At 54.2% G+C, this 1,895-nt stretch carries 1 protein-coding gene; it reads right to left on the bottom strand.

The features are described from left to right. Positions 1–596 precede the first annotated feature (596 nt). On the bottom strand, positions 597–1,721 hold the full coding sequence (locus DWV58_RS09700; RefSeq protein WP_117776942.1) for an aminotransferase: 1,125 nt from the start codon (positions 1,719–1,721) through the stop codon (positions 597–599). Between the last annotated feature and the right edge of the window lie 174 nt (positions 1,722–1,895).

Genomic DNA, 1,895 nt, shown 5'->3' with positions numbered 1-1,895 from the left:
GGCACGTGCAGACCTTTCGTCATGGCCTCCTACCTTTCTTTCGGGCCCTTGTCAGGGCCGATTCGTTAGCGCCCCTCCGTGTGAGGCGTTATTGCTGACGACATATTTATATCCAAAATCAGCCCATACTTCCACCTTGCCCCCGAACGGTTTTTTATACGGGGTGAACGGCATACACATATACTTCACGCATGGTACACTTTGACTTAATAAAGTGTATCTACGTGCTTAAACGCTTTTTTAACCGGAAAATCAATTGGAACTAATCTTTCTTGAACCACCCTCAATTTGCATATTTCACGCAAAGGTATGAATAGAATTCGCAATTCTTGCTATGTCTCAACCATTTTGATTTTTATTCAGAAAAAAGTTCGTCCTATTCATTTTTAGCAACCAGGCTACCGTTTACCAGACGTTGGATACCGTTCACCGGAAGCTCAGTATAAGGCCCAGCGGATATCAGCTTGCCGTACGGCCTCATTTGTAACAACTTGACTTCTCGGTATAAAAAACAGACCCGCCCCCTCATGGGAAACGGGTCTGTTATCGATTATCGTCGGCCAATTTGAATACGGACTTCGAAGGAAGTCGTGATCCTAGCGATCGAACTCGGCCAGCGCCTCACCCAGAAGCCTCAGGCCCTCGCGAAGAACGTCTTCGCTCGCGCAGTAGCCCAGGCGTGCGCCGCAGGGAAGCTCAAAGCGGCTACCGGGAACCAGCAGCACTCCCCTCTCGGCCAACAAGCGCTTGCAGAACTCCTCGTCGTCCTCGGGAATATCCAGCTGGATAAACGAGGTGGATACGCCCTGCGGGGCCGTCCAGGAGACGCGGTCCTGCGTATCAATCCAAGCCTGTGCGATATCGCGGTTGCCAAACACGATCTTACGGTTGCGCTCAAGGATCTTATCCTTGTGCTCGAGCACGTAGGTCGCCAGGGCGTCGTTGAACACGCCGCCGCAGATCATGGTGTAGTCACGATAGGTGCGGATGCGGTTGGACACCTCTTCGTTGGCCACGACCCAGCCCACGCGGGCCGCAGGCGTCGAATAGGTCTTGGACACCGAGTTGGTGACAATGGCCTTCTCGTACACGTCGGCCATCGACATAAAGGACTCGGTGTTCTCGAGCGGCAGATACACCTCGTCGCACAGCACGTAGGCGCCCACCGAACGGGCAATCTCGGCAATCTGCCCGAGCGTATCGGCATCGAGCACCGTACCGATGGGGTTCGATGCGTTATTGATGCAGATAAGCTTGGTGTTGGGGCGCACCAAGCGCTTGAGCTCATCGATATCGGGCTTCCAGCCGAGCTCCTCGCGGAGCTCCCAATACTCGACCTCGGCACCCAGCGTACGCGGAATCTCGTAGAGCGGCGCATAGGTAGGCCACTCGGCAATCACGTGATCGCCGGGCTCCACAACGGCCATGATGGCGTTGAGGTTGGCGCCCGTGCAGCCATTGGTCTGCAGAATGTGATCGGGATTGACATCGCGACGATACAGCTTGGCGACCTCGGCCTTAAATTCCGGCGATCCCTCGATCCAGCCGTAGTTCATCTTCTCGCGATCCAGGCGCTCGTAGAACGTAGCACCGTCCTGCTCGTCAAGTGCGCGAAGCTCACCCATGGTCAGCGACGAGATCGTCGACTGAGCGATATCCCAGGTAGCACTCTTCTCCCAAACGTTGAGCCATTCCTCAACACCGATTGTCTTGATATCCATGGCCACCTTATCTGATCTTAATTTAGCGTCAATAAACATGAATGGGACGGTGCGAAAGAACCGCACCGTCCCATTGGGAGACATCTAATGGCAGCTAGATGTTTGTATTAAGACCTGTACGGGTCTTTGAAAACCTTAGAGGTCCTCGCGCCAGAAGGGCATGCTCATGCAGCG

Source organism: Collinsella sp. AF11-11 (assembly GCF_003465485.1).
Classification (GTDB): domain Bacteria; phylum Actinomycetota; class Coriobacteriia; order Coriobacteriales; family Coriobacteriaceae; genus Collinsella.
The sequence above is the reverse complement of the archived record's forward strand: the minus strand, read 5'-3'. Positions and strand labels throughout refer to the sequence as shown.

Bases quoted from the DNA above. Each gene is read 5' to 3' on its own strand.
- DWV58_RS09700 (WP_117776942.1), bottom strand. From the start codon at position 1,721: ATGGATATCAAGACAATCGGTGTTGAGGAATGGCTCAACGTTTGGGAG.